General features: G+C 73.9%; 16 protein-coding genes and 1 pseudogene. 6 read left to right on the top strand and 11 right to left on the bottom strand.

From position 1 onward, the window contains the following. Window positions 1–6: 6 nt before the first annotated feature. The 4 genes from ACZ51D_RS25370 to ACZ51D_RS25355 all read right to left on the bottom strand — a co-directional run bounded on the left by ACZ51D_RS25370 (window position 7) and on the right by ACZ51D_RS25355 (window position 2,878). A complete protein-coding gene (locus tag ACZ51D_RS25370) occupies window positions 7–666 on the bottom strand; it encodes a double zinc ribbon domain-containing protein (RefSeq protein WP_465621827.1) in 660 nt (219 codons plus the stop codon). A 95-nt stretch (window positions 667–761) separates the two neighbouring features. Next, entirely contained in the window at window positions 762–986 is a 225-nt protein-coding gene (locus tag ACZ51D_RS25365) for a hypothetical protein (protein WP_360500259.1), read from the bottom strand. 254 nt (window positions 987–1,240) lie between these two features. Further along, window positions 1,241–2,218, bottom strand: coding sequence for a signal peptidase I (gene lepB, locus ACZ51D_RS25360; protein WP_465663595.1), 978 nt, complete (start codon window positions 2,216–2,218; stop codon window positions 1,241–1,243). Window positions 2,219–2,281: 63 nt separating this feature from the next. After that, entirely contained in the window at window positions 2,282–2,878 is a 597-nt protein-coding gene (locus ACZ51D_RS25355) for a helix-turn-helix domain-containing protein (RefSeq protein ID WP_360500253.1), read from the bottom strand. A 79-nt stretch (window positions 2,879–2,957) separates the two neighbouring features. On the opposite strand from ACZ51D_RS25355, the gene ACZ51D_RS25350 reads away from it, so the two are divergent. Beyond that, window positions 2,958–3,308: a hypothetical protein gene (locus tag ACZ51D_RS25350; RefSeq protein ID WP_465621823.1), complete on the top strand. Its 351-nt coding sequence runs from the start codon at window positions 2,958–2,960 to the stop codon at window positions 3,306–3,308. A gap of 43 nt (window positions 3,309–3,351) precedes the next feature. On the opposite strand, the gene ACZ51D_RS25345 is transcribed toward ACZ51D_RS25350, so the two are convergent. After that, window positions 3,352–4,878 (bottom strand): hypothetical protein, encoded by a 1,527-nt coding sequence (locus tag ACZ51D_RS25345; protein WP_465663594.1) that lies wholly within the window; start codon window positions 4,876–4,878, stop codon window positions 3,352–3,354. Between the two features lie 313 nt (window positions 4,879–5,191). Between ACZ51D_RS25345 and ACZ51D_RS25340 the strand changes: the two genes are divergently transcribed. Beyond that, complete coding sequence (locus tag ACZ51D_RS25340) at window positions 5,192–6,526, top strand: NAD(P)/FAD-dependent oxidoreductase (RefSeq protein WP_465663593.1); 1,335 nt, start codon at window positions 5,192–5,194, stop codon at window positions 6,524–6,526. Between the two features lie 36 nt (window positions 6,527–6,562). Here the strand turns inward: ACZ51D_RS25340 and ACZ51D_RS25335 are convergent, their stop codons facing one another. Beyond that, window positions 6,563–7,483: an ATP-grasp domain-containing protein gene (locus ACZ51D_RS25335; protein WP_465663592.1), complete on the bottom strand. Its 921-nt coding sequence runs from the start codon at window positions 7,481–7,483 to the stop codon at window positions 6,563–6,565. Between the two features lie 389 nt (window positions 7,484–7,872). Then, window positions 7,873–8,337: a hypothetical protein gene (locus ACZ51D_RS25330; RefSeq protein WP_465663591.1), complete on the bottom strand. Its 465-nt coding sequence runs from the start codon at window positions 8,335–8,337 to the stop codon at window positions 7,873–7,875. A 97-nt stretch (window positions 8,338–8,434) separates the two neighbouring features. On the opposite strand from ACZ51D_RS25330, the gene ACZ51D_RS25325 reads away from it, so the two are divergent. Beyond that, the gene (locus tag ACZ51D_RS25325; RefSeq protein ID WP_465663590.1) at window positions 8,435–9,115 is read left to right on the top strand and encodes an MFS transporter; all 681 of its coding nucleotides are present in this window, start codon (window positions 8,435–8,437) and stop codon (window positions 9,113–9,115) included. A 552-nt stretch (window positions 9,116–9,667) separates the two neighbouring features. Here ACZ51D_RS25325 and ACZ51D_RS25320 read toward each other — a convergent pair. Continuing rightward, the gene (locus tag ACZ51D_RS25320; protein WP_465663589.1) at window positions 9,668–11,011 is read right to left on the bottom strand and encodes a GH1 family beta-glucosidase; all 1,344 of its coding nucleotides are present in this window, start codon (window positions 11,009–11,011) and stop codon (window positions 9,668–9,670) included. 208 nt (window positions 11,012–11,219) lie between these two features. Beyond that, complete coding sequence (locus ACZ51D_RS25315; RefSeq protein WP_465621809.1) at window positions 11,220–11,480, bottom strand: SpoIIE family protein phosphatase; 261 nt, start codon at window positions 11,478–11,480, stop codon at window positions 11,220–11,222. On the opposite strand from ACZ51D_RS25315, the gene ACZ51D_RS25310 reads away from it, so the two are divergent. Beyond that, window positions 11,463–11,837: a hypothetical protein gene (locus ACZ51D_RS25310; protein ID WP_465663650.1), complete on the top strand. Its 375-nt coding sequence runs from the start codon at window positions 11,463–11,465 to the stop codon at window positions 11,835–11,837. The two genes, ACZ51D_RS25315 and ACZ51D_RS25310, sit on opposite strands and share 18 nt — an antisense overlap. A gap of 594 nt (window positions 11,838–12,431) precedes the next feature. Here ACZ51D_RS25310 and ACZ51D_RS25305 read toward each other — a convergent pair. Beyond that, window positions 12,432–12,620, bottom strand: a pseudogene (locus ACZ51D_RS25305) (flavodoxin domain-containing protein); the annotation flags it as partial. Window positions 12,621–12,823: 203 nt separating this feature from the next. Between ACZ51D_RS25305 and ACZ51D_RS25300 the strand changes: the two are divergent. Further along, window positions 12,824–15,742 carry a cation-translocating P-type ATPase gene (locus ACZ51D_RS25300; RefSeq protein WP_465663588.1) on the top strand — a complete coding sequence of 973 codons (2,919 nt, stop codon included), beginning with the start codon at window positions 12,824–12,826 and terminating at the stop codon, window positions 15,740–15,742. A gap of 40 nt (window positions 15,743–15,782) precedes the next feature. Here the strand turns inward: ACZ51D_RS25300 and ACZ51D_RS25295 are convergent, their stop codons facing one another. Beyond that, window positions 15,783–18,329, bottom strand: coding sequence for a cation-translocating P-type ATPase (locus ACZ51D_RS25295; protein ID WP_465621797.1), 2,547 nt, complete (start codon window positions 18,327–18,329; stop codon window positions 15,783–15,785). Window positions 18,330–18,571: 242 nt separating this feature from the next. Here ACZ51D_RS25295 and ACZ51D_RS25290 point away from each other — a divergent pair, with 242 nt between their 5' ends. After that, a complete protein-coding gene (locus ACZ51D_RS25290) occupies window positions 18,572–18,643 on the top strand; it encodes a DUF6126 family protein (protein ID WP_465663647.1) in 72 nt (23 codons plus the stop codon). Window positions 18,644–18,701: the final 58 nt, after the last annotated feature.

The raw sequence follows: 18,701 nt of genomic DNA, 5'->3' as shown, positions 1-18,701 counted from the left end.
TCCGTGTCAGCGTCTCGTCCCGCAGGACGGGCAGAAGGCGGCACCGTCCGGAACGTCCTGGTGGCAGCTCGCGCACTGGACGGCCTGCGCCAGCCGGAAGCCGCACCCCGGGCAGAACGGCGTGCCGTGCGTCTCGGTGTGGCACTGCGGGCAGACCAGCTGGCGCGGCGCGTCGACGTCGAACGCGGCGCCCGACTGCTGCCCCGCCTTGTACGCGCGGTCGCTGACCGCGTCGTTGAGGCCGCGGTGCTGCGCCGCCGTCGCCTCGGCCGCGGTGTCCGGGGCGCAGCTGAAGCAGAGGCCCTGGGCGGGGTTGAAGCAGCGGCCGCAGACGTAGTGGGTGCACCGGGCGCACCGGTTGAAGTGCGTCTGGGCGTTGGCGATCGCCCGTTGGAAGGCGGCGTCCCGCGAGCCGCCCCAGGTCTGACCGGCCAGGCCGTCGGCGGCGTTGCTGATGGTGTTGGCGTTGCCGCCGATGAGGTTCCAGGCCGCGCTGACGCCCTTGCCGATCCACCCGGCCATCTGGCCGGTCCGGAACGCCTCGAACGGCGAACGCCAGGTGTCCGAGCAGCGGTAGCAGGAGAACTCGAACTGGAAGCCCGCGCCGGTGCCGTGCTGCTCGCACAGGTCGCGGTAGTTGCTGCTGAAGTAGATCTCCGAAGTCACGTCGTCCCCGGTCGCTGAAGTGGCATGTCGGCGGTCGCTCCCAGGGACGACAGGGGCCGCCCGACGGTTCCGCCAAGGAGTTGCGGCCGGGCTGTTCAGAGCCCCGCGACCGGTAACAACAGCACCCGCGCCGGGTCGAACCTCTCCCAGCGCGCGGGCCGACCGCTGCGACCGACCCGCAGCCGGCACCAGCGCCCGCCGGCCGTGTCCTGCCACCAGCCGCTGATCCGGCCGAGCGCCCAGACGCCGTCGCCGAGGTCCACCTCGACCGGCTGGTAGACCCACTGGACGTCGCGGTCCGCCGGGTCGACCCGGTCCACCCGATTCTCCCGGTCCGCCGGCTCTTCGGCTCCCCGGGGACCGCACTGACTCTCCATCACGGCTCCGCCTCCCGACCCGGCCTCGGCCGCGGCGGCCGCCCGGTGCGGGGCGGCCGTCGCGGCCGGAGGTGCAGCACAGCACACCTCGGGACTCTACAGGCGTGTAGAGAACGGCGGGAGGGGTTCGTCGAAGCCGGTCGACCCAATCCCCAACGGGCCGAGCCGAATCGGGCCGAGCCGGTGGGCGGATCAGCTCAGCGGCCCGTGCGCACCGGCCGCCGGCGCCGCCACAGCGCCACCGGCACGACCCCGGCCAGCGCGAGCGCCGCCGACGCGGGCGGCGCCTCGAACGGGGCGCCGGCCGCCCCGGCCGCCCCCGCCGGCACCTTGTCGAAGGTGCCCGGCACGGGCAGGGTGGACCAGTTCGACAGCGGCCACGCCACCACGAAGGCCCGGCCGATCACGTTGCCCACCGGCACGAAGCCGTCGCCGGTCACGTTGTGGTGCCAGCGGGAGTCCCGCGAGTTGTTGCGGTGATCGCCCATCACCCAGAGCTTGCCCTTGGGCACGGTGATGGTGCCGACCGGGTCGTCGTCGCAGGGCGTCGAACCGGGGAACAGGTACGGCTCGTCCAGCGCGAAGCCGTTCACCTTCACCGGGCCGCCCGCCTCGCACTGGATGGTGTCCCCGCCGACCCCGATCACCCGCTTGATCAGGTCCTTCTCGTCCGCCGAGGGCATCAGGCCGACGGTGCTCAGCGCCTTCCGGGCGGAGTCCATGACGGAGTCGCCGGAGGTGGTCGGCGTGCTTTCCAGCCAGCCGCCCGGATCGTGGAAGACCACCACCTCCCCGCGCTCCGGCTCCGCGCCGAACCACGGGGTGAGCTTGTCCACCAGCACCCGGTCACCGATCGCCAGGGTCTGCTCCATCGACCCGGACGGGATGGAGAAGGCCTGCACGAAGAAGGTCTTGATGCCGAGCGAGAGCAGCAGGGCGATCACCAGCAGGATCGGCAGCTCCTGCCAGAACGGGCGCTTCTTCCGCGGGCGCTTCGCTCCCTTGTCCGGATCCTCCCCTGCACCAGGCTCCGCGCCCGACCCCGCGCCCGACCCCGCACCGGGCCCCGCGCTCGCGCGCACGCCCCCGCCCCCGGCCGCCCGGCCGTCCTCGGCCTCGTCGCGCTCCCCGGCTCCGCCGCTCTCGCCGGACTCCGCGCTCTGCTGCACACTCATGTTCTCGGCCCCTCCCGACGGCCTGACGGGAGCCCCAACGGAGACCCCCTGTCAGGAACGAACCTACCGAACAGAGGTTCCCGGGCGCGCCCTGACGTGCATCCGCTCGCCCTGCGGGCCGAACAGGCTCAGGAACTCCACCGGCTGCGGGCCCGCGTTGCCGAACGCGTGCGGGGTGCGGGTGTCGAACTCGGCGGCCTCACCGGCCGTCAGCACCAGGTCGCGCGATCCGAGCACCAGCCGCAGCCGGCCGGACAGCACGTACAGCCACTCGTAGCCCTCGTGGACCTTCAACTCCGGCTCCGGCTCGGTGTTCCGGCCCGGCGGCACGATGTGCTTGAACGCGTGCATCCCGCCCAGGTGACGGGTGAGCGGGATGATCGTCTGGCCGTTCCTGGTCACCGGGCGCGGATGGATCCGCGGGTCGCCGGTGGCCGGTGCGCCGACCAGTTCGTCCAGCGGCACCCGGTACTCCCGGGCCAGCGGCAGCAGCAGCTCCAGGGTCGGCTTGCGCTGCCCGGACTCCAGCCGGGACAGGGTGCTGAGTGAGATGCCCGTCGCCGCGGCCAGTTTGGCGAGCGTGGTGCCCCGCTCCCGGCGCAGGGCCCGCAACCGGGGACCCACCGTGGTGAGGACGCTCTCGAAGTCTTCGTCGACCATGCCTGCCATTTGCCGGTACGGCAAGGTGGCTTGTCAATCCGGCACCCGGGTGAGCTCCGCCGCGAGCTAACCTCGCGTCATGCGCATCCTCCTCACCCGGGACAGCGTCGCCGCCGGCGACGACGTGGACGCCCCGCACACCGCGACGGCCGCCCTCCCCGACGGCCTCGACGTCCCGGCGGCCCTCACCGCCCTCGGGCTCCCCCGGCCCCGGCTGCCACTGATCGGCGGCGGCCGCGCCACCTGGGTGGTGCGCGGCGCCGACGGCACCGCGCTCGCCGTCCTCGCCCAGCAGTGGCCGCGGCCGCGCCCGCTGCCGGCCGGCCGGGGCCCGCTCGCCGGGCTGGCCGGACCGGACGGCACCGTCCGGCTGCACGTCGAGTACCGGCGCCAACTCGACCCGGACGCCGAGTACCGGCGGCTCCGCTGAGACCGAGGACCAGCGGCTCCGCTGAAGCCGACCGCGCCTCCGGCTACCGGTACTCGCGCAGCCGGGGCCGCACCCCGATCGCGGTCAGGCCCAGCGCCACCGCCAGCACACCCGCCGCGAGGGCCGCGGTGGTGCCGTCCAGGTCGCCGTCGGTCTCGGCGACCGCCCGGTCCATCGCGGCGGCGTTGATCGCGATGGTGTCCCCGATCGCGTTGCCCAGCTGCTCGAAGTCGTAGTTGGACTGCCCCTTCGAGAGGCCGGTGTTGAGCGTGACCGCCTCCTTGAGCTTCCCGGCGGTGCGCAGGTCGCGGATCCTGCGGTCGGTCGCCTGGTACTGCCGGAAGGTGTCCAGCACGCGCTCGGCGGCGTCCTGCTCCCCCGCGAAGGTGACGTTGCGCAGTTCGCTGCCGAGGTAGCCGCCGAAGGGGACCACCGCGCGGTCGGCGCGGTGGCGCTCGGCCGCGTCCGCCAGCCGGGCGTTGTAGTCCGCCAGGGTGGCGCCCTCGATCCGGGCGATCGCCTGGGTCTGCTCGAGGAAGACCTGCTCGTACGCGACGGCACGGGTCGGGTCGATCAGGTAGCGGCTCTCGTCGGCGTTCATGTCGTACGCGACGGCGCGGGCCCGGCTGAGCGCGATCACCGAGTCGTAGGCGTTGCTCTTGGCGGTCACCAGGTGGTCCTCGGCCCGGCCCGCCAGGTTCAGCCCGATCACCAGCACCGCGCCGGTCAGCAGCGTGACGGCGGCCAGCGCCGGATTGACCACCCGGCGGTAGCGCACGGCGAGGGCGCGCTGGAGCCCGAGCAGCACGACGAGGGCAAGCAGGCCGACGGCGAGCAGCCACCACCAGCCGCTGCCCAGCGCGTCGCGCTGCTGCTGGTAGACGCGCTCGACGGCGGCGTCGTTGGCGACGGTGACCTGGTCGGCGGCGGGCAGCAGCTGCCCGCGCAGCAGGTCGGTGGCCTGCCGGTAGGTCTCCAGCGCGGCCGGCGAGGGCTGACCGGCCGGCGACCCGGCCTGCTCCTCCAGCAGCTGCGCCCGGGCCACCAGGGCCTCGTAGCTGCCGAGCCGGCCGAGCACCAGCTGGACGGCGCGCTGCCCGGCCTGGTCGTCGGTCGCCGCCTGGGCGGCCTGCTGGAGGTCGTCGTCGGCCTGGGCGCGGCGCTGCTCGTAGGTGTCCAGGGTCTGTGTGCGCAGCGTCGTGTACTCGGGGTCGGCGCCGACCAGCAGCAGGTTGGCGGCCTGGGCGTCCATGTCGCTCAGCGCGAAGTACAGGTCGGCGGCGCGGGTGGCCTGCGGGGCGGCCCGGTGGCCGATGGTGTCGGTCCCGTCGCGGGCCCCGGCGAGCACCACGGTGGCGGTCACCCCGAGGCCGAGCAGGGCGGCCAGGCTCAGCGCGGTGAGGCCGCGCACCAGGCGCGGGGTGGTCCAGTGGGCCCGGCTGCCGACGGTACGGGCGCCCCGGACGAGGCGGGCGAGGGCGCCCGGCGGGACGGGTTCCGCCGTCTCGGGCGGGCTTTCCTCCTTCGAGGTGGCCGCCGCCCCGTCCCTGTGCTCTGTGGAGGTCGTCATGACCACACGTCCCTTTCCCCCGTGGCACGGCCCGCCGGTGCCCCGGACATAACCGGCGAACCCGAACGCAGAACCGTTTCTGTCTGCCGCTTCTCGCTACTGATCTCTCTTCCGCCGCGCGACGCTAGTGCCACACCACCCCGGGTAGAGCGCTCCCTGACGCCTCCTTGACACCGCCGGGCACCGTTCTTGACGCTTCCTTAGCGCCCGCGACCCGGGGGGTGTCAGGGAGTGTCAACAGGCGCCCGCTACGAGGATGTTCGTCCAGGTGAAGCGGTTACGGAGGTCGGCACGCACCACTACGCTACGTGCCATGAGTTCTTCGGAGAGGGCCCCCGGGCGGGGCACGGCGGTGGTGGTAGGCGGCGGGCTGGCCGGGCTGGCGGCAGCCTGGGCGCTGCGCGGCCAGGCCGAGCGGATCGTCGTGGTGGAGCGGGACCACTACCCGGCGGAGGCGGCGTTCCGGGCCGGGGTGCCGCAGGGCCGGCACGCGCACCTGATACTGGAGGCCGGGCACCGGGCGCTGGAGGAGATGATGCCCGGGATCAAGCAGGAGCTGATGGCCGCGGGCGCGATCCGGGTGACCACCTCGGAGGTCAAGTGGCTCAGCTCCGCCGGGTGGATGGCCGAGTACCCGGCGCGGATGGCCTTCCTCTCCTGCACCCGGCCGGTGCTGGACCAGCTCGTCCTGGACCGGGTCCGCACCGAGTCCTCGATCGAGCTCCTGGAGGGCACCGACGTGGTCGGCCTGCTCGGGTCGGCCGGGACGGTGACCGGGGTGAAGATCCGCGAACGGGGCCCGGAGCGCGGCGAAGTCCGCGACCTCCCGGCCGAGTTGGTGGTGGACGCGGCGGGCCGCTCGACCTCGGTGCCGAAGTGGCTGACCGAACTGGGCTGCCGCCCGGCGCCCGAGGAGCGGGTGGACGCGGGCGTCGCGTACACCTCCCGGCTCTTCCACCGCCCGGCCGGGGTCGACCTCGGCGGCCAGGCCGTCTACCTGCAGACCAAGGCCCCGGACGCGCCGCGGATGGGCGTCCTGCTGCCGGTCGAGGGCGACCGCTGGATCGTCAGCCTCGCCGGGATGCGCGGCGCCGAACCCGAACCCGGCGAGGAGGGGTTCACCCGGCACCTGGCCGGGCTGCGCGACCCGCTGCTCCGCGAAGCGCTGCGGGACGCCGAACCGGCGGGCGAGGTGCGCGGCTTCGTCCCCGGCCCGGGCGTGCGGCGGCACTACGACCGCAGCTGCCCGGACGGCCTGGTGGTGGTGGGCGACGCCGCGAGCACCTTCAACCCGGTGTACGGCCAGGGCGTCACCGTCGCCCTGTTCTGCGCCCAGGCGCTGCGCCGCACCGCGCTACGGCAGGGCGGCATCGGCCACGCCGCGGCCCGGGACGCGCGGCGCGCCATCGCGGCGGTGTCCAAGAACCCGTGGGTGATGTCCTGTGCCGAGGACGCCCGCTTCGCCACCACCACGGGCGCGCCCTCCGGCGCCCTGCTGAAGCTCCAGCACCGCTTCCTGGACAAGGTGCTGGCCGGCGCCACCCGCGACCCGGTGGTCACCGCGGCCTTCCACGAGGTGATGTCCCTGGTGGAGCCGCCGTCGCTGCTGTTCCGCCCGTCGGTGCTGGGCGCCGTCCTGCGGAGCTGAACCGGCTCCGTGCCGGGCCGCTCCCGGCGGCGGGCGCTACTCGCCGAGGTGCGCGGCGACGTAGGGCAGCGCCACCTGCTCCAGGGCGCGCCGGCCGAAGGCGGGGTGGACGTTGACCTCGAAGACCACGCCGCCGCTCTCGGCGGCGAGGTCCACGCCCGCCAGGTCGAGACCCAGGGAAGCGGTCGCGCTGATGGCCAACTCGGCCAGCTTGTCCGGCAGTTCACCGTCGTCCAGCAGGGTGGACACGGCGCCACGGCACTCGTTGCACGGGGCGTCCGGGTCCGCCTGCACGTGCTCGACCGCGCGGACCACGCGGCCGTGCAGCACCACCACCCGGAACTGGTGGCGCCGGCCGTCCGGCAGGAAGTTGCGGGCGTCGCGGGCGATCAGCCACTCCGCCCCCGTCTGCGCGTAGTACCGTGCGGCGGCGGCGAGTTGGGCATGGGTGGTGACATGGAAGACGTCGTCGCCGCCCATCCCGACGCAGGGCCGGGCCCAGACGTCGCCGCCGAGTTCCTCGAAGGCCTCGGCGGCGGCCTCCGGGCTCGGCCGGGAGAACGCGACGCTGGGCATGTGCGGGACGCCGTCCCGGACGAAGCTCGCGACGGTGGAGTCCTTCTCGGTGGCGGCCCGCCACGCCTCGGCGTCGGTGCCGAGCGAGCGGGCACCGTGGCCGCGCAGCAGCCGCTGGCAGTCCTCGAACGCTCGGCGCCGGTGCGGCGGGATCTCGTACACGACCACCGCGTCGGCGGCCACCGCCCGACCGTCCGTCACCAGCCGGAACCCGTCCGCGCCGTCGGCCTCGATCCGACCGCCGCCACCGTCCATGAACGGCCGGGCGTCCACGTGCACGGGCTCCCGCCCGGTCAACGCCCGTGCGGCGGCGGCAAGCACCTCCCGACTGCCTTCGGTCGAGCTGTGATCGGTCAGGAGAACGAGATCAGGTCGGCCCATCCGGCCATGGAAGCGGCCACCGCCCGCCGGCCACAAGACAGCCTCCCAGGCCACCCGCCGAACGCCATGGCCGAAACCGGGTACTCGCGGAGGCGGGCTTCCGTGAACCAGCCGACCGGGCCCCGCGCTCAAACATTCGAAGACGGGCCGACCCTGACCGCTTGTCATGACTGAAACACCATCGGGCTGGGCATACCATCGATAGCCCACCGATGGGCCCGGCTGAAGCTCCCCCACGAAGCGCAACCGGGCCCTTGGCCGGCGACCGGGCCTGGACGTGACTCCCCCCACGGAGTGGCGGCCAGGCCCGCATGGTGTTCAACCAGCGACACGCAGCGTACATGCCATATCCACGTAACGCTACCGCGCGGCACTCGGTCCTGCGGGGCTCAGGCCGCCGGCGCGGCAGGAGGGGGCGCCGGCGACTCCTCCCCGGGATCGGTGACCACGAGGATGACGTGCCTCGCGTCGTCACTGTGAACGGCGCCGGCCCGGTAGCCGGGCGGGAGGTACAGGGCCTCGCCGCCCAGGGTGGGGACTTCGGCGGCGGGGCCACCCGGGGACCGGAGCGTCCAGCGGCTCGATCCGGCGGACTGGATCACCAGGACGTGGCCGTATGGCAGGCGGGCACCGGTGGCGTGCTCGACCTTCCAGCCCAGCAGGGCGGTGAGGCCCGCGGCGACGTACCCGGCCAGTGCCGTGCCCGGCGGCCCGCCCGCGCCCCGGGGGACGACGGGGTCGTTCTCGGGCCAGAGCAGCCCGAAGGTGCGGGCGAAGTGGGCGTCCAGGAAGAGCGCCGGCTCCTGGAGGTAGGGATCCAGCCCGGGGCGCTCGCTCAGGCGTTCCCAGTCCACGTGTTGTCTCCTCGAGGAGTCGGTCGGACCGGAGCCGTCCCACGAGCCCTTCCTCCGCAGCGCCCTCGCGGGCATCCGGCACATCAGCGCCACACCGGTGCTGGCCCAGATCGGCTACGCCGCGGCCTGCGCGTTCTGCGTCATCGGCCTGAGCCACACCGTCATGTTCGCGGTCGTGGACGAGGGGCTGGGCCGGCCGCCCTCGGCGCTCGGCACGCTCAACGCCGTCCAGGGCGTCGGCGCGGTGATCGGCGGCCTCACGGTCTCCGCACTGATCCGGCGGGTCGGCATGGCGCGCACCGCCGGCCTCGGGATCTTCGCGTTCACGCTGGCGGCGCTCGCCTACTGCGTGCCGCACCTGGCGTTCGTCGTCGCGGGCGAGGTCGCGGGCGAGGTCGCGGACGGGGTCGCGGACGGGGTCGCGCTCACCTGGACCATGGTGGTGCTGTCGTCCGCGGCGCAGCTCCACACGCCGTCCCGGCTCCAGGGCCGTGTCAACGCCACGTGCACGATGCTGGTGCTGGTCCCGCAGTCACTGTCGCTCGCCGCCGGCACGGTCCTCATCGACCGGTTCGACTACCGGACGCTGCTGATCGTGATGGCGGCGGTCACCGCGGCCTGCGCCGCCGTGCTGGTGCTGAGGCCGACCCTCGCGCTCACCCAGCGAACGCTCACGACCTCGGCGCCGACCGAACCTTCGGACCGGACCAAAGCGACGGAGCAGGCCGAACCGGCCGACCGGGACGCCGCCAACTCCGGCCCGGCAGCGCAGCGCTGAGGCCCGCGGCCGACCCCGCCCCCGCGGGCGGAGCGACAACACCCCAGGCGCCGCCGAAATACTGACTGTATGTCATGACTGAACCACTGTTCGACCGGGCATAACACCCTCACCCACCGGCGGGCCCGGCTGAAGCTCCCCCACGAGCCCAACCGGGACCTGGCCGGCGGCCGGGCCTGGACGTGACTCCCCCCACGGAGCGGCGGCCAGGCCCGCATGGTGTTCAACCAGCGACACGCAGCGTACTTGTCATATCGACGTAACGCTACTGCGCCCTTTACGCCGGAGCTCCCGGCTTCCGCGCCTCGATCAGGAACCGCGCCGAGTAGGCGACGAACGGCCCCCCGGGGGTTCCGACCACATGGCGACCACAGGCCTCACCCGCGGCATGGGCAGCTTCTTCAAGGAGTGCGAGCACCCGGAGTCGCGCTGGAGCAGGTGCCCGCATGAGGCGGGCTTCGGCCCGTCGAACAGGCTGTCATGACAGGAGGACCGTAACCACCAGTCACGAGCTTTCCCAACTCGCCGATATCGCAAAGAAGTTACCGAGCTCTACATTGCACTCCGCGCCCGGTGGGCAGCGATCAGGTCTCGGTACCAGGCGTACGAGGCCTTCGGCGTGCGCCGCTGCGTCGCGAAGTCGACGTGGACCAGACCGAACCTCTGACGGAACAGCCCCTCCGCCCATTCGAAGTTGTCGAGGAGGGACCAGGTGTAGTAGCCGCGGACGTCGACTCCTTCGGCGGCGGCCTGGGCGAGGGCGTCGAGGTGGGCGGACATGAAGTCGATGCGGGGCTGGTCGGGGACGGTCTCCTCGGTGACGGAGCAGCCGTTCTCGGTGATGGTGACGGGCGGGAGGGCCTTGCCGTAGGTATCGCGGAGGCCGAGGAGGAGTCGGGTGAGGGCGACGGGGACGACGGGCCAGCCGAAGGCGGTGTGGGGAGCGTCGGGAATGTCGACGAGGTTGAAGGGCAGCCCGGGTTCGGTGGGGGCGGCGACGCGGGTGGGGTTGTAGAAGTTGAGGCCGAGGCCGTCGAGACCGGGGGCGTGGACGAGGTCCAGGTCGCCGGGGCGGACGGCGCCGAAGATGTCCTCGGGCACGCCGAGGGCGGAGAGGTCAGGGTAGTGGCCGAGGAGGACGGGGTCGGTGAACAGGCGGTTGTGCAGGGCGTCGTAGGCCTTGGCGGCGGCCGCGTCTTCGGCGGAGTCGGAGGCCGTCTCCACCGGGGTGAGGTTGTTGGAGAGCATCACCTCCAGGCCGCGATCGTGGAGCAGGGACGCGGCCAGGCCGTGGGCGAGGAGCTGGTGGTGAGCGGCCGGGAGCGCCTCGAACATCAGGGTGCGGCCGGGGGCGTGGGTGCCCAGCGCGTAGCCGAAGACCGTGTGGACAAAGGGCTCGTTGAGCGTGATCCAGGTGGGAACGCGGTCGCCCAGGCGGTCGGTGACGACGGCCGCATACTCGGCGAAGCGGTAGGCGGTGTCGCGGTTGAGCCAGCCGCCGGTGTCCTCGAGCGCCTGGGGCAGGTCCCAGTGGAAGAGGGTGGGCAGCGGGGCGATGCCGGCCTCGAGCAGGGCGTCGACCAGGCGGTCGTAGAAGGCGAGTCCGGCCTCATTGACCTTGCCGGCGCCGGTGGGCAGGACGCGGGGCCAGGCGATGGAGAAGCGGTAGCCGTCCAGCCCGAGGCCCCTCATCAGGGCGATGTCCTCGGGGTACCGGTGGTAGTGGTCGCAGGCCACCGCACCGGTGTGCCCGTCGCGGACGGCGCCGGGGCGGGCGGTGAAGGTGTCCCAGACGGACGGGCCGCGGCCGTCCTCGTCCACCGCCCCCTCGATCTGGTAGGCGGCGGTGGCGGCACCCCAGCGGAACCCCGCCGGCAGGTCGAAGCGATCCGGCATGGCAGCCTCCTGGCGGTAATGTGAGGATTCCTCATGTTACCGACGCCGCGCCGGAACACCAGAGGACCATCAGCCGAGCCCAAAGACGCGCACACCCGGTCCCGCCCTGGTCCACGACGACTCGGCTGCTCGATCGCCCGGTACACGGAGGTCGAGCGTGACCGGACTGCCTCGGTGTGGCGCGGCGGCTGGGCCACGGTGTGGCGGGTCAGCCGACCCGCACGCCGATGAGGCAGGTGTCGTCGTCGGTGTCCGCGTCGGTGTACCGCAGCAGGTGGTCGAGCCTGTGTTCCAGGTCGTCCGGGCCGTCGGAAGCGCGGTTGCTCTGCGTAAGGCTGAGGAGGTTGGCGAGCGAGTCCTCCACGGAGCAGTCCCGCCGCTCGATGAGGCCGTCGGTGTACAGCAGGAGGGTGTCGCCGGACCCGAGCTCGAAGTCGCCGCCCGCGCCGTCGTGTTCGCCGCCGACCATCCCCGGCGGCGCGAGTACTGGGTCGGCGCCAGCACGGTGGCCACCCTGGTGGCGAACGCGATCGCCCCCGGGCTGCTGGACCGCTACCTGGCCCGGACCGGCTTCGACTCGCAGCAGACCGGCGAGCGCCGGCGCATCGACGGTCCGGGCAACCTCTTCGAACCGGTGGACTCCTGGCAGGACTTCGGCGCACACGGGCGCTTCGACGACCGGGCCCACCCCCGCAGCATCCAGCAGCAAGCCTCCCAAGGGATCGCCGCCGCGGCGGAAGCAGTCCGGCGGGCAGCCGCAGTTCTTCGACGCCCTCGGCCACTGACCAAGGAGGAGCAGGATGGCTTCCGTCCCCGTCCCGCCTGACCCGGACATCACCCCCACGCCCGCTCCGCCGGCTCCGCCCGCACCGCCGGACCCGGGCCGGCCGCCGGTGCCGCCTGATCCGCCCAAGCCTCCCGGGGCACCCGAGCCTCCCGCCGACCCGCCCCTGCCGGGCCGCCCCGGTGGATCCGAACCCGAGCCTGGGAACCACCCCGAGCCGTCGCTGCCCCACGAGCCCCGCCCGCACGAACCACCGGACTGACTGACCGCGAGGCTGGTCGACCTGCCACCCGCACGGCGCCACTGCTCCGTGCGGGTGGCAGGTCTCGTGCCGGTCGGCCGGGCGGCTGTCGGCTGGTGCGGCTCCGAAGAATGACGATGACTCAAGACCAGTCGGCTGGGGACGAGAGGGGCAGCTGTGGGCGGTACGGTGCGAGAAGACACGTGCGTCCTGGAGATCGGCGAGCCGGACGAGGTGCTGGTACACGCGCTCGGCACAACGCCGGGCCCCGTGGAGCGCGTCGTCACCGACGGTGCGGCGAGGGCGTCATGAACGCCTGGGCCGCAGCTGCCCTCGTCCTGCTGGTGGCAGCGGTGCCGGTGTGCCTGTGGGTGGCGGCGCGAGGCAGCGCGGTGCCAGTGGCCCTCGTAGAGCGAGCTGCCGAGAACGACGGCGTCGAAGTCCGACACGTCCTGTACCTCTGCGGCGGGGACGACGACGGCGTCGAACCCGTCCTGGTCCAAGGTCCGGCCGATCTCCTGGGCGATGCCGGCCGTGGCGCCGTGCTTGCTGCCGTAGGCCACCAGGACCCTCTGCTTCTTCATGGCGCTCCTCCTGCGTGTGCCTGCGCCGTCGGTTCGCGTGGCGAGGCCGACACCTTCAGCGTGAGCCGTCGTCGGCACCCGGGCCAGGGCCGCTCGCCCCGTTCCCGGGGCCGGTCGGCCCTGCCGCGGGGCCCGGACCGCTGCCTACGGTTCGTACAGGGCCCGGGGTCACCGGGCCGCCCCACGACCACCGGGGAGGGAACATGGCACCGACCGCCGAGCTCCGGTCGTCCGACCGCTCGGACGCCCCCGACCCGCGCGAGCCGATCGCACTGCTGTTCCGGGATCTGCGCACGTCACCGGCGGGTCTGGCGGAGCGCGAGGTGCTCCGGCGCCAGGCCGTGTACGGCCCCAACACCCTTGCCCGGCGCGGCGGGCGGCGCTGGCCCCGCGAGCTCGCGCAGCAGTTCACCCACCCGCTCGCCCTGTTGCTGGCCCTCGCGGCCGCGCTCGCGGCGGTCAGTGGGGCCCCGGCGCTGGCGGTGGCGATCGTCGCGGTGATCCTGCTCAACGCCGCGCTCGCCTTCGCCCAGGAGCAGCAGGCCGAGCGGGCGGTGGAGGCTCTGGCCGCGTTCCTGCCGGAGCAGACGACCGTGGTGCGCGACGGCGCCCGGCGGGACGTGGCCGCCCGCTCGCTGGTCCCGGGGGATGTACTGGTGGTCGAGGAGGGCGAGCGGATCTCCGCCGACGCCCGGCTGCTCGCGGGAGGCGTCGAGGTCGACCTGTCGGCGCTGACCGGTGAGTCGGTGCCGGTGTTCCGCTCGGCGGAACTGGCGGATGTCGAGGGCTCGCTGCTGGACGCCCGCGACCTGCTGTTCTCCGGGACGACGTGCACGGGTGGCCAGGCCCGGGCGGTGGTCACCGCCACCGGCATGCACACCGAGCTCGGCCGGATCGCGGCGCTCAGCCAGCGCACCCACCGTGAGGAGAGCCCGCTGGAGCACCAGGTCAAGCGGGCCGCCCGGCTGATCGCGGTGGTCGCGGTCGGTGTCGGGCTGGCCTTCCTGCCGATCGGTCTCGCCGCGGGCCTCTCACTCGCCGCCGCGGTGAGCTTCGCGATCGGCCTGCTGGTGGCGAATGTTCCGGAGGGCCTGCTGCCGACCATCACCCTCGCGTTGGCCTCCGGAGTGCGCGACCTGGCCCGGCGCGGCGCGGTGGTCAAGCGACTGTCCGCCGTCGAGACGCTGGGTTCCACGACGGTCGTGTGCACCGACAAGACGGGCACGCTGACCGAGAACCGGATGCTGGTGACGGCCGTCTGGACGCCGGGCGGCGAGAGCGCAGTCGACGCCCTGCCGGACGTCCCGCCGCAGGTGCGGCTGGTCGCCGAGGCGGCGGCCGCCTGCACGACGGCTCATCCGGACTCGGGCCACGGCGACCCGACCGAGCTCGCGTTGCTCGACCTGGCCGACCGGCTCGGCGTGCCGTGTCCGCCCGAGCGGCGTGATCGCGACCGTCGGGCCATGTACCGCTTCGACCCCCGCATCAAGCTGATGACCACCGCCGACGCCGAGGACGGCACGGTCGTCCTGCGCACCAAGGGCGCGCCGGAGGAGGTGCTCCTCCACGCCGCGTACTTCCTCGACCACGGCGCGGGGCGGGCCCTCACACCGGACGACCGGACCGAGGTGGCCCACGCCGTCGGTGTCCTGGCCGCCCGGGGCCTGCGAGTGCTCGCCGTGGCCGTGCGTCGGCTGCCGGCCGGCGCACCGCCGCCCGCCCGCCGTGAGGAGGCCGAGCGTGACCTGTGCCTGGTCGGCCTGATCGCCATGGCCGACCCGGCCCGGCCCGAGGTCGCCGACGCGATCACGCTCGCCCACCGGGCCGGCATCACCGTGCACGTCGTCACCGGTGACAACGGTCTTACCGCGGCTGCCATCGCCGCGCAGGTCGGCATCGGCCACCGCGGTTCCCGCATCGTCACCGGCACGGAGCTGGCGGCAATGAGCGAGCCGGAACTGGACACACTGCTCGCCCGGGGCGAGGAGGTGATCTTCGCCCGCACCTCGCCCGAGGCCAAGCTCCGGATCGCGGACGCGCTGCGCGCCGAAGGCCACACCGTGGCCATGACCGGAGACGGCGTCAACGACGCCCCCGCCCTGCGGCGCGCCGACATCGGCGTCGCCATGGGCCGCTCCGGCACGGACGTGGCCCGCGAGTCGGCGACGATGGTGCTGACGGACGACAACTTCGCCACCATCGTGGCGGCCGTCGAGGCCGGGCGGCGGACGTACGACAACATCCGCAAGTTCATCGTCTACATCTTCACCCACGCCGTCCCCGAGGTCGTCCCCTTCCTTGTGTTCGCGCTCGCCGGCGGTGCCATCCCGTTGCCGCTCACGGTGATGCAGATCCTGGCCATCGACCTCGGCACCGACACCCTCCCGGCCCTCGCCCTCGGCCGCGAACGCGCCGAGCCCGGGCTGATGAACCGCCCCCCGCGACCGCGCGGCCAGCGGGTGATCCAGCCCTCGATGCTGGCCAGGGCCTGGGGCTTCCTCGGACTGATCTCGGCCGGCCTGGTGATGTTCGGGTTCCTGCTCACCCTGACGCTGGGAGGCTGGCACCCCGGTGACCCGACCGGCCCCGGCACCGCGTTGCACCTGACCTACCAGCAGGCCACCACGGTGACCTGGCTCGGCATCGTCACCTGCCAGATCGGCACCGCCTTCGCCGCCCGCACCGAGCATGCCTCACTGCGCTCCATCGGCGTCCTCAGCAACCCGCGGCTGCTCGGCGGCATCGGCTTCTCCCTCGCCTTCGCCGCCGCCATCGTCTACCTGCCGCCCCTGCACCACATCTTCGGGACGGCAGCGCTCACCCCGGCCCAACTGGCCGTCGTGGCCCCGTTCCCGTTCGTCGTCTGGGGCGCGGACGAGATACGCAGAGCCCTGGTGCGCCGCCGTACGGCGGAACACGTGGCGCCGGTCGCCGTCGTGCCCGCGCCAGTGCCTCCCGTCGCCGAGGCGTCCGGGCACCATCCGCTCGCCGTCCTCCTGGCCCGGCACGGCTGGAGTGCCCACCGGCTCACCCGCGCCCTCGGGGTCAGCGAGCACGCGGCCGACGAGATCGTCACCCATGCCCGCCGGGTCGCCGCCGAGCACGGCCGCCGCATGCCGTGAGGCGGACCCTCCACGTACCGGAACCGGGCCGGGGCCCTGCTCAGCCCGGCCGCTGTGACGGGAGGATCAGCCCGCGCGCACCCAGCCGTGCCGCCCCGAAGGCCGCCAGCCCGGCTGCCCCCGCCAGCCCGACGTCCGTCCAGGACAGCGGTACGGTCTTCAGGACGTCCTGGAGCAGCGGCAGATACAACGCGCCCGCCGCCAGCCCCGCCGACGTCAGTACGGCCGCCGGGAGGAACGGATTCGCCCGGGTGAACAACCGCTCACGCAGCCCGAGCACCACGCCGAGCTGGGCCGCCAGCAGGGCGAGGAACAGCACGCTCTGCCAGGGCCGCCCGGAAGCCTCGGCCCAGCGGGCGGCTGCCAGGCTCACGGCGGTGACCATCGCGCCCAGCGCGAGGACGCCCTGCCAGAGGCCGGCGCCGAGCACGTGCTCGTGCGGGGCCCTGGGCGGCCGCCGCATCGCCCGGACGGAGACCGGTTCCGCGCCGACCGCGACACCGGTCAGGCCGTGGGTGAGCAGGTTGATCCACAGGATCTGGCCGGCGCGCAACGGCAGCGCGAGACCGAACAGCGGACCCAGGAGCATGACCAGGATCTCCGCCGCACCGCCGGACATGGCGTACAGGAGGAAGCGGCGGATGTTGTCGTAGACCCGGCGGCCCTCCTCCACGGCCGCGACGAGGGTGGCGAGTTCGTCGTCGGCCAGGACGAGGTCGGCGGCCTGGCGGGCCACCTCGGTCCCGCGCCGACCCATCGCCACGCCGATGTCCGCCTGCTGGAGGGCGGGGCCGTCGTTGACGCCGTCGCCGGTCATCGCGGTGACCGCGCCGGCCGCACGCCAGGCCTCGACGATGTCGAGCTTCTGCTGGGGGTCCGTGCGGGCGAAGACGCGCACGGCGGTGAGATCCGGGACGGTTCGCTCGGCCAGGTCCCGGCCGGTGGCCACCGTGCCCGCGCCGCGTTCCAGCAGGCCGACCCGCTCGGCGATCGCGCGGGCCGTGGCCGGGTGGTCACCTGTGATCAGGACCGGGGTGATCCCGGCCCGGCGGCAGGCGGCCAGGGTGGCGGTGGCTTCGGGCTTGGGCGGGTCACTGAGCGCCGCCAGGCCGAGCAGCCGCAGGCCGGACTCGACGGGCCCGGCCTGGGCGCTCCGGGGTCCGCCGGCCACCGCGAGGACCCGGTAGCCGTCAGCGGCGAACTGCGCCGCCCGCGCCGACGCCCGTGCCAGGGTGCTCGCGTCCTCGTCGAGTACGGCCGGGTCGAGAACGGCCTCGGGAGCGCCCTTCAGGCAGGCCTCCAGGCGCCCGTCGGATGTCCGGTGCACAGTGGTCATCCGCTTGCGGAGACTGTCGAACGGCAGCTCGTCCACCCGTGGGAACCGCTCGGCGAGCTCGGCCGGGTCGAGGCCCGCCTTGGCGGCGGCCACCAGCAGAGCGGCCTCGGTCGGGTCCCCGAGAGCCGTCCACTGCCCGTTCTCACCCGGCTTGGGCGGCCGCAGCCCGGCGTCGTTGCACAGTGCCGCCGCCCGCAGCAGCGCCCGGGCCTGGCCGAAACCGTCCGGTGGGTCCACCCGGATCTCGCCCTGCGGCCGGTAGCCGGTGCCGGTCACGGTGGCCTCCCAGCCGGGTGCCCAGAGCCGCTCGACCACCATCCGCCCCTCGGTGAGCGTGCCGGTCTTGTCGGTCGCGAGCACGGTCACCGAACCGAGGGTCTCGACGGCCGGGAGCCGGCGGACCACGGCATGACGGGCGGCCATCCGACGGGCGCCGATCGCGAGCGCGAGCGTCACCACGGCGGGCAGCGACTCCGGCACGGCCGCCACCGCCAGGCTGATCGCGGTGACCGCCATCGCCTCGGGCGCCAGGCCCCGGGCCAGCCCGAGGACGAAGACGACCAGGCACAGGGCGACGGTGACCAGGGCCAGCACCCGGCCGAGCCCGGCGAGCCGCTGCTGCAGCGGTGTGGCCCGAGGGCGCGGGTGAAGCGCGGCGGCGATCCGGCCGAGGGCGCTGTCCGCGCCGGTGGCGGTGACGGTCGCGACCGCCCGGCCGCGCACCACCACCGTGCCGGCGCTGAGTCCGGCGGCACCGGCCACGTCCTTCTCCACGGGGACGGACTCGCCGGTCAGCATCGCCTCGTCCACCAGCAGCGCGGACGCCTCGAACAGCTCGGTGTCCGCGGGAACGATGTCCCCCTCGCCGAGCAGCAGGACATCCCCCGGCACCACGGCGGCGGCCGCCACCTCGCGCTCCTGGCCGTCACGCAGCACCCGCGCCGCAGGCGCGGACAGCGCCGAGAGCGCTGCCACCGCGTTGTCCGCCCGGACCTCCTGGGTGACGCCCACGGCGGTGTTCACCACGACGACGAGGCCGATGACGATGGCATCGGCGTGGTCACCGGTCGCCACCGTCAGCACGACCGCGGCGAGCAGCACCATGATCAGCGGGTCGCGCAACTGTGCAGCGATCCTCGACCACAGTGGCGGTCGCGGCGCCGCCCCGACCACGTTCGGCCCGTGCAGCACCAGCGACCGGGCCGCCTGCTCCGCGGTCAGACCGGCAGGACGGCTGACCGTCCGGGTCACCGCACCACCCGGTCGGCCGGCCACGTGACCGGCCGGAGTCGGCGCGAGAGCGCAAGGTCCGGCCGGGCCTCCACCCGGACGGCCGACGGATCGGCACCAACCACGGCGATCACCTCCGGAGCGCCGCACCCGGACGGCAGCCCCTCCCCGACCGGTGACGGGGGAGGCGGGCGCGGCGCGTTCTCGGACACCCTCATGGTCTCTCCGAATGCCCGGGCCCGGGAGGGCCGGTCCGGGCCGGGATCTACGTCCTCGGCACCCACCTGTTCGCCGGCTTCGTCATCCTGCTCTTCGCCCTCGGCAACCGCCGCTGAACCCGCCGCCGAACGAACACCGAGCAGAGGCCCGGTGTCCCGCCCCGTCCAGTCGCCG

This window comes from Kitasatospora sp. NPDC033851 (genome assembly GCF_055576085.1).
This window is presented reverse-complemented; position numbering and strand designations above follow the sequence as displayed.